Annotated in this window: 8 protein-coding genes; 3 read left to right on the top strand and 5 right to left on the bottom strand. The window is 49.5% G+C overall.

The window, feature by feature from the left end; translation table 11 throughout:
- Window positions 1-756 precede the first annotated feature (756 nt).
- Both EKM94_RS11930 and queG read left to right on the top strand, forming a co-directional pair.
- Complete coding sequence (locus EKM94_RS11930) at window positions 757-1,290, top strand: hypothetical protein (protein ID WP_125602321.1); 534 nt, start codon at window positions 757-759, stop codon at window positions 1,288-1,290.
- A 16-nt stretch (window positions 1,291-1,306) separates the two neighbouring features.
- Entirely contained in the window at window positions 1,307-2,485 is a 1,179-nt protein-coding gene (gene queG / locus EKM94_RS11925) for a tRNA epoxyqueuosine(34) reductase QueG (RefSeq protein ID WP_125602318.1), read from the top strand.
- Between the two features lie 36 nt (window positions 2,486-2,521).
- Here the strand turns inward: queG and EKM94_RS11920 are convergent, their stop codons facing one another.
- The 3 genes from EKM94_RS11920 to EKM94_RS11910 all read right to left on the bottom strand — a co-directional run bounded on the left by EKM94_RS11920 (window position 2,522) and on the right by EKM94_RS11910 (window position 5,078).
- The gene (locus EKM94_RS11920; RefSeq protein WP_125602315.1) at window positions 2,522-3,349 is read right to left on the bottom strand and encodes a hypothetical protein; all 828 of its coding nucleotides are present in this window, start codon (window positions 3,347-3,349) and stop codon (window positions 2,522-2,524) included.
- A gap of 3 nt (window positions 3,350-3,352) precedes the next feature.
- Complete coding sequence (locus tag EKM94_RS11915; protein ID WP_125602313.1) at window positions 3,353-4,114, bottom strand: type I 3-dehydroquinate dehydratase; 762 nt, start codon at window positions 4,112-4,114, stop codon at window positions 3,353-3,355.
- 103 nt (window positions 4,115-4,217) lie between these two features.
- The gene (locus tag EKM94_RS11910; protein WP_125602311.1) at window positions 4,218-5,078 is read right to left on the bottom strand and encodes a MerR family transcriptional regulator; all 861 of its coding nucleotides are present in this window, start codon (window positions 5,076-5,078) and stop codon (window positions 4,218-4,220) included.
- Between the two features lie 326 nt (window positions 5,079-5,404).
- Here EKM94_RS11910 and EKM94_RS11905 point away from each other — a divergent pair, with 326 nt between their 5' ends.
- On the top strand, window positions 5,405-6,814 hold the full coding sequence (locus EKM94_RS11905) for a hemolysin family protein (RefSeq protein WP_125602309.1): 1,410 nt from the start codon (window positions 5,405-5,407) through the stop codon (window positions 6,812-6,814).
- Here EKM94_RS11905 and EKM94_RS11900 read toward each other — a convergent pair.
- Both EKM94_RS11900 and EKM94_RS12690 read right to left on the bottom strand, forming a co-directional pair.
- Window positions 6,811-7,440 (bottom strand): TMEM175 family protein, encoded by a 630-nt coding sequence (locus tag EKM94_RS11900; RefSeq protein WP_125602306.1) that lies wholly within the window; start codon window positions 7,438-7,440, stop codon window positions 6,811-6,813. The genes EKM94_RS11905 and EKM94_RS11900 overlap by 4 nt on opposite strands.
- Before the next feature lie 28 nt (window positions 7,441-7,468).
- Window positions 7,469-7,658, bottom strand: a 190-nt coding sequence (locus tag EKM94_RS12690) for a transposase (protein WP_225422233.1), incomplete at its 5' end; no start/stop codon positions are given.

The following is a 7,658-nucleotide window of genomic DNA, read 5'->3' as shown; positions in this document are numbered from 1 at the left end:
TATGTTTATTTAGGTTACACTCAATTCAAATAAAGTGATGCTCGCACTGATCACATTCAACTAATCGATACAACAACAAAAAGATTCCTCATTACTGAGAAATCCTCGAAGAATAAAAACTATCTTTCAACACCAGTTGACAAAGAGCCGAACTTCCGGCCGCGCATCTTGAAGATGACTCGCTTGGATCGGTAATTCCGGGTCTAGAATTCCCGGTAAATTAAGGGTGTCATCAAATCGGGACAGCGATCCCCAACTCGCCGGTCTTCGGATCAGTCACTTAAAGTAGCGCACTTGGAGGCATCGATACCTTTTTGTGTTAACAAGACGGTCTAGAACTCTTGGGGAAGAATTATCGGCCAACCCCAATAATTTAAAACCGCAACCATGTCCCTTGAGCCTCGAGATCGGCGGGTGAGCCTGGGGTGACCAAAGGTTGACCGGATTTTCCCATCTTAACAAATATGCTATAATTCAGTCAGATCAGGGCTACTTGGCCGCGACTCGTGACGAATCGGCGCACAAAAAAAGCGCCGCAAGCGCGCCGCTGATCGAAACTATGTATGAATAAATTATGAAGATTGTGTGAACAAACTGTGAAGTGTGGGCTGGTAAACAGATTTCCCTTTGGCGTTTTTGTTCAGATACGTTTGTTCGCTCTACTTACATTTCTTATTGTACCTTAAAAACCGGAAAACTTCAAATTTTGTCCCCACTTTTACCAAATTAATTTGTCTTCGATTGGAGTATGGTCCCATGGTCAATCTTCCTGCAAAAAGAATTGCATTTCTCGCCATGATGGCAGCCTTGGCTGTCATTCTCGGCTTAATCACCAGTCCCTTGCCCAACTTCTCTTTCACGGTGGCGTTCTATCTGCTCCTGATTGATTTCGCCGGCTTCTCCTCTGGCTGGTTGGTGATGCTGGTTGCAGTATTGGCCAGCAACTTGCGTACTGGTGTCGGTCCCTGGACGTTGTTTCAGCTACTGGCCTATACCTTGATTTTTCTGTTGTGGTGGGGCGCGCTCCATCTTGATTGGTTAGACAAACGCTGGGCGCAAACTTTTGTTGCCGCTTTATTAGCGTTCAGCTTCGGGTTCTGGAATGCGCTTTTAAACGTGCCTTTCTATCACTTACCCCATTTCTGGGTATATTATGCCCAGGGGCTGGCCTTTGATGGTGCTTTATGTCTGGCAACCGCCATTGGCTATTGGTTAATGAATCGTTATTTGTTGCCTTTACTACAACGGCGTGTGCCCGAGTTGGCCCGCCGCCATCGAGGTCAAGATTAAGAGAGGGCTGAACAAAATGGAAACAAACACCTTGAAACAAGCGATTATCACTGCCAGCAAGGCGATCGGGATCGACAAGATCGGCTTCACCACTGCCGCGGATTTCGAGCATTTGCGGCCAAGTTTGCTGGCCCAAAAGGCGGCCGGTCACACGACTGGTTTTGAACATCAGAACTTAGATGAGCGGCTGGATCCCGCTTTGATTTTTGACCAGCCGCGCTCGATCATTGCTATTGCGCTCGCCTATCCGACCAAAATGGCGACCCGTCCACCTCGAACGACATATAAGCGGGGCCAGTTCGCGCGGGCGTCTTGGGGCAACGACTATCATGAAATTCTCCGGGACAAAATGAACCAGTTGATCACCGCGATCAAAACGTTGGCTGTGGCTGACCCAGACTGGCATTTCAAACCGATGGTCGACACCGGTGAGCTGATCGACGTAGCCGTGGCCCAACGAGCCGGATTGGGATTCATCGGCCGTAATGGTCTCCTGATCACCGAGGAATTTGGTTCCTATGTCTATTTAGGTGAGATCATCACCAATATTCCGTTTACGCCAGATCAACCGCAAGCCAGTCAATGTGGCACGTGCCAGCGTTGCATCGCCGCCTGTCCGCCGCAAGCGTTGCTAGGTGATGGCCGCCTAAATGGGCAACGTTGTCTCTCCTACCAAACACAAACGAAGGGGTTGATGCCCACCGAGTTTCGTCCCATGATTCGTAATGTGATCTATGGTTGCGATATTTGCCAAATTGTTTGTCCCTTCAATCAAGGAAAGAATTTCCACTTCCATCCTGAAATGGAACCAGATCCTGAGGCAACCATGCCGGAATTGGTGCCTCTGTTGACCATGACCAACAAGACCTTCAAGACCAAGTTTGGTCCCTTGGCTGGTTCCTGGCGCGGGAAGAAACCACTGCAACGAAATGCGGTGATTGCCTTGGTCAATCTGCGTGATCGTAGTGCGATTCCTCATTTGTTGGCCGTGATCGAGCACGATGTCCGTCCAGTTATGCGGGCCACCGCCGCTTGGGCCGTTGTGGAATTAACAGAGTACCGTAATCCCGAATTAGTTGCTTTCTTAACAGCCGCTCGGCAACGCGAGGCCCCCGCCGACGTTGAGATCGATCAAGAATATCAAAAAGCGATCACCAAGCTGAAGGACCGTCCGAAACATCCTTCTGCCAGCTGATCGCCTGACGGTTTACTAAATTGCAAGACCAAAGAATCAATTGGCTGATTGGGGCACAAGATTCTTGACGTAGGTTGTTGCTGGATCATCAACGCTGGTCAACTGTGACAGATCCCCATTCTTCGTGAATTTCAGGATCTTCTCCTGCCCGGCACTGGTCAGTAACTTGATCTGCACCTGGTTGGTGGCGTTGTGGCTCTGGGAAACGCGATAAGTCCCTTGCTCGACTTGACCGTTCGCACTCAGATAGCGCTGATAACTACCGTTAGGATCAAAATTCATGGTGATGGCATTGACTGCATTCTCGTCGGTATTCATCCAAGTCCCAACTAACAGTTCTTTGAGCGCCTGCGGTTTCGCGGTGAACGCGTGGGGTATCCGAATCTCCGCGGAAAGATCAAGTGCACTGTCCTTCAGTTGGAACTTGCCAAAACCAGCGAGATCGATTGTCTGTTTATCCTTAGCAAAAGTCAGCCAGAGATAGTTGCCGATCGAGCCAATGTCTTGGTCTAATCCATGCAGTTTCAATAAGACATCACGTCCAACCACACCAGCCAATTGATAAGTCCCGCTGATTTTAGCATCCGTTCCAGTCTCATAGGACCACTTACCCTGATTGTCGAAAGTAAACGTCACCCCGTCATCATTGTGCCAGATCCCGGCTAGGGGGACCTGGGCCAGAGCAGTTGGCGCCGTAACATTGGCGTTCGTTTTACCTGTGGCCTGCTTAGAACTGGTCTTGGTTTGCTTGGCTGTGCTGGACTGACTGCTGGAATCCTTGGTTGTAGAATTGGATCGCGGCTGACAACCAGTCAACAGTAAGATGGGGACAAGCAGGAACAACAGATATTTCGTGGATTTCATTGGTTATTTTCCTTTCATTGCGGCAGTCAACGTGGTCAACTGTTGGTCTAAACGGCGTAAGGGTAACTGACCCGGCGCAGATCCCACTGCAGTCAGGGCGCCAAAGCTCCAAGCAGAGCCGAAAAGCGGTCCTAAAACACGGGTGATTTGGCCCGCTGGACCCATAGCCATGGTGATCAACGCCGGCGCCAGTCGTTGGTGTGCCCACCAAGTCGCTTCCAACAAGGCCAGACAATCCGCTGGACTTGCAGCCCAAGTGGCGACTTTAAGATAATCGGCTGGCGCGGCCCAAGTCTGGGCGTGGACCAAGGCAAGTTGAAGTTGTTGACGAGTTTGTGGCTGCCAGAAATGTTGGCTCCACACAATTGGCATCGTGGGACCTAGCAAGTGACGCAGCGGCTCCAAGGCCGCTGTTTGCGCAACCTCCAGATCCCAAAGATCCCCATGTAAATGCTCGATCAGATCCGTCATTTGGTCCTGGTAGCGGTCACTACTGACCTCAGGCTGCCCCGGTTGTTCCGTCCGCCATGTCAGCAATAGCGGCAAGTCGGGACAGGCTTGCTTGATTTGCTGATTGGCTTGGGCCAACTCCGACCAGGCCGACAAATCATGCCACGCATCCAGCCGCCACTCAATCACTAGTGGTTGCCGGACCGTGAGGGTTTGTAGCTGTCGCAATTGCTGGGTCAATTCCGCGATCGTTGTGGCCATGAGAGCCACCGCGATTGTTCCAGGTTGATTTAAATTCGGTTGAGTCGTCATCATATCATATTCCTTAAGTAAATCCCCACTTGTAAAAACAACGTGACCAAATTGCCGTCACGTTGTTGTTTTTGTTATCTATTTGTCATCTTGGCCGGTGGCGTACCTACTTGTTGCTGCGAATCTTCTGCCACCAAGATTGTTTCTTCTCGGCTGGTATTTGCATCGCCGCCAAATCATGGGGCTTGTCATAGACTTTGACACCAGGATCAGCCGGCTGGGGCTCATCTTGATAAACCAAATGATGGGTCGCATCGGAAGCGGCCGTGGGATCATCACTTGGCAAAGGTTCCGTGAACTTCAACTGACTAGCATTTGACGCAACGGGATCTGGGACTGTTGTTGGCGCTGGCTTTTCCGAGGATGACGCCGAGCCTGGTTTCGTTGCAGCCGGCGGGATGACCGTAGTCGTTGGCCTGATGGTGGTTTGCGGTGATGGTGCCACTCGCGGTGCCGGTTCTTTCATGGTGCGCCGTGAGTCTACCTCTGGATCAAGCGTGGCGCTGACCCGGGCTACTTTAGCTGCCCCAACTGCCGGCGCGCGCTGAGCCTCAAGTTTAGCAACGCGCTGTTCCAGCTTTGTGACCAGTTGCTGCGTTGAGCGAAGTTCATCGACCAGCTGGCGAATCAGCGTTCCTGTCCCCGCGGGATTTTGTTCGGTGTTGGCCACCGGCGTTGGTTTCTTCTTCAGCCCGGTAATGATTTGCGATTGGACTGGGCGATAGATTTGTTCCGCCGCTGCCTGTAAGGTCATGTTCGGCTGCTTACTAAGTTCTGCGAGTTCCTTTAGTGACGCGAGATCTTTTTCAGAATATGCCCGAACATTCTGTTGATTCCGCGTAAAATAATGACTATTACCCGTTACCTTTTCGATCAGCAAAGAATACTTCCGTAAGGTTGGTACACTGATATGAAGTAACGCGGCCAACTCTGCCGGTGTATATGGTTGTTGTGCCTCTTCTTGCATTTCATTCACCCCATCACAAACTTATCAATAGATCGTCTGCTTCTATTATAGCCTCCGTTATAACGCCAGGCAACCAAAACACGATGCCGGCGGGCAAAAATCATGCTTATAGCGCCATAACGCCAGCGCGATCGACCCAGGATGTCCTTTTTTCCTGGGGACAGATTCAGTTTCTGATGGCCTGACCCATGACAGCGCCGCAAAAAATGCTAGAATAGAAGTAAAGGTAACAGCAACGTGATCACTACCGGTAGTCCGTTCAGTGAAAAGCAACTGGCGATCCAACGGCAAGCAACATCATAATTTCATCCTAGCGGGGCTTGATTTTGAATACAAATACGATTTCCACCAATCTATTGATCATTTTAATAACCTTTATTGTCGCGGCGTTCTTTGTGGCGGCTGAATTTGCTTTGGTCCAAACTCGACCAAGTCAAATCGAGGAACTCTTGGCCAAGCACGAAGGAAATCAACGCAAACTGGCCCGCGCGTTACATATGGTCCAGCGCCTCAATGAGTACTTATCAACAACGCAGGTCGGGACAAGCCTGACGGGGATCATTCTAGGTTGGATCGGCGAAACGACCATTGAGCAACTATTGATCGATTTCCTCGGTTGGACCCATTTCGCCACTGGCAAGACGCTTAATATTTTAGGCGCCGTTATTGGGGTCGTTTTACTGACTTATCTAGAAGTCGTTCTAACCGAGATCGTTCCGAAAAACATTAGTATCGATATGCCGTTACGCGTTTTGATGGTCGTTGTAACGCCGCTTTACTGGTTCCATCTGATTTTCTACCCGTTTGTCTGGTTATTGAATACTTCAGCCAGCGGCATCGTGCGGCTCTTTGGAATGAAAGTCGCCTCAGAGGAAAATGAAGTTTTCTCCCAAGCGGAGATTCTTAATCTGTCCAAGATCGCCGTTTCCGGTGGCAGTTTGGACAAAAACGACTTACTTTATATGGAACGAGCTTTCGACTTGAATGATCGGGTCGCCAAGGATATCATGACCGACCGCACCCAACTGACCGTCCTTGACGTGGGACAAACGGTTCACGAGGCCCTGAACGTATACTTGTCCGAAGGGTATAGCCGGCTGTTGGTCACTCGCGACAATGACAAGGATAATTTAGTCGGTTATGTCTACGCCCACGATATCGTGCAACAAGACCAGAACGATGGCAATCTGGGCATCAGCCGGATCTTACGCGCGCTGATCACCGTGCCTGAAAGCATGCCGATCCACGAAATCCTCGACCTAATGATCAAGAAGCAAACACCGATCGTGGTGGTTGTCGATGAATACGGCGGCACCAGCGGCATCGTGACCGATAAAGATATTTATGAAGAGCTTTTCGGTTCGGTCCACGATGAGATCGACGACGTCTCCGATGAATACATCATCAAACAGCCCGATGGCACCGTTAAAGTCAGTGGCAAAACCACCCTTTATGATTTCGAGCGCTACTTCCGCAATAAATTAGCCATTTTTCAAGAATCGGACATTATCACAGTCGGTGGTTTCTTCATGGAAAACTATCCCAATATTACCGTGGGTTCAGTCACAACGATCGGCCCCTTTGATTTCAAACTTCTGGAAATCGATCACGGCTTTATGAATTGGTTCAGTGTGACCCGCGCCACGCCAACAACGACGAGCGCTGATTCGGGTAATGATTTAGACACTGATTCAGGCAACGATCTCGACAACAACCGGGCTGATGACACTGACTAATCCCCAAGCGATTCCAATTGGCCCATTTGCCGACTAAGATGCAAGTAAGCAATAAAGTGGAAAATAATTCCTGCAGCCAGCAAGACGGCGCCCAGCCAAAGGGACCAGAATGTGGCGCCGATCGCCAATAAATAGATGCTAACACTCCGCAATGGATCAAACCGGATACCTCGAAATAATTCTGGTTTGATCCCTTTTTGTTGCAACGACGGGTGATCTTGCAAATAGCGATACAACACCGAGAAAGTAGCGGAAATAAACAATGCTACCAGATCGTAAACAATAAAGGCCGTTCGCAGATCCGCTGAATTTCCACTGGTTAGAGTAGTCGCGACCAGACTTGTCGGATAATCGATCAGGCTAACACTGAACAACAATAACAAATTCAGCAAGTTGATCCCGCGATCAAGGCGCCGCAGCAAACTGAAATAATCATGATGAAATAACCACAAAGTGCCCACATAGAAAAAAGAAAAACTATATGACAGCAGCAATGGCCATTGATGTAATAGCGCGGACAGTAAATGGCCGTTCTGATAATCCGGCAGACGAAATTCCAATACCAGAATCGTAATCAGAATAGCAAAAACACCATCACTAAACGCTTGAAATCGACTAACTTTCATTACAATTTTGGGCGGGAAACCTCTGATTTTAGTCAGAGGAGGAAAGCCTGCACTTGCTAACGCTAGTTAGCTTGCTTGGTCGTCCCGCCTTGCCCCTTTCTGTTCTCTGATTTTGAATATAGTTGGCAACCGTCTCTTTTGACATGTTGCCGAGTGTCCCCATGTAATAGCTTGGCGCCCACAAATGTCCACCCCAAAGGAGTTTCTTGGTCTCAGGA

The organism is Lapidilactobacillus achengensis (assembly GCF_003946655.1).
GTDB lineage: Bacteria > Bacillota > Bacilli > Lactobacillales > Lactobacillaceae > Lapidilactobacillus > Lapidilactobacillus achengensis.
This window is presented reverse-complemented; position numbering and strand designations above follow the sequence as displayed.

Coding starts and splice junctions, on each gene's coding strand:
- EKM94_RS11920 (WP_125602315.1), bottom strand. CDS start 3,349: ATGAAATCCACGAAATATCTGTTGTTCCTGCTTGTCCCCATCTTACTG.
- EKM94_RS11930 (WP_125602321.1), top strand. CDS start 757: ATGGTCAATCTTCCTGCAAAAAGAATTGCATTTCTCGCCATGATGGCA.
- EKM94_RS11915 (WP_125602313.1), bottom strand. CDS start 4,114: ATGATGACGACTCAACCGAATTTAAATCAACCTGGAACAATCGCGGTG.
- queG (WP_125602318.1), top strand. CDS start 1,307: ATGGAAACAAACACCTTGAAACAAGCGATTATCACTGCCAGCAAGGCG.
- EKM94_RS11900 (WP_125602306.1), bottom strand. CDS start 7,440: ATGAAAGTTAGTCGATTTCAAGCGTTTAGTGATGGTGTTTTTGCTATT.
- EKM94_RS11910 (WP_125602311.1), bottom strand. CDS start 5,078: ATGCAAGAAGAGGCACAACAACCATATACACCGGCAGAGTTGGCCGCG.